Source organism: Rahnella sp. CJA17(1/100) (assembly GCF_963881615.1).
Classification (GTDB): Bacteria; Pseudomonadota; Gammaproteobacteria; order Enterobacterales; family Enterobacteriaceae; genus Rahnella; species Rahnella aceris.
In genome coordinates this window covers 1-641 of record NZ_CAWOJA010000046.1, presented here as the reverse complement: position 1 = coordinate 641, position 641 = coordinate 1, and the positions used below count along the sequence as shown (strand labels likewise).

Annotated in this window: 1 pseudogene; it reads left to right on the top strand. The window is 59.9% G+C overall.

The annotated features are described in order from the left end of the window. A pseudogene (locus tag AACU55_RS19075) lies at positions 1–641 on the top strand (hemagglutinin repeat-containing protein); the annotation flags it as partial.

Below are 641 nucleotides of genomic sequence, written 5' to 3'. Positions count from 1 at the left end.
TGCAGGGGGTGTGCTGCCGGTGATGACCAATGCCAGCGGCAGCGCATCGGGCACCACCCGTTCAGCGGTTGCTGATGGCAGCATTACGGTGCGTGATACCGGCCAGCAAACGCAGGATGTGAGTACGCTGAGCCGTGATACGGAGAACGCCAACGGGCATATCGATAAAATTTTCGACAAGCAGAAAATAGAAGAAAATCAGGCCGTGGCGCAGGCTATCAGCCAGGTGGGCGTCCAGACGATGCAGAACGTGGTCATGCAGGCGCAGGTGAATGCACGAAGTGACGCGCTCGCAAGATTGTCAGGCACGGCGGAGTACAATAAAGCTTCACCTGCAGACCAGCAGAAAATGCTGGAGAACTCGCCGGAATACATCGCAGCAGAACAAAAGTATGGTATCGGCAGCCCGTTCTGGACGGCGGGCACGGCGATATCAGGCGCGCTGGCAGGCTTAACCGGTGGCGACATGAGCCAGGCGCTGGCGGGCGGGCTGGCCCCTTATCTATCTCTGGCCGTGAAGGCGGCGACCACAGACGCCAAAGGCAACGTTAACGAAGTCGAAAATATCACCGGGCATGCGCTTGCCGGCGCAGTGGTCGCCTATCTGCAGGGCGGTTCTGTGTCGGGCGGTGCAGCCGGGG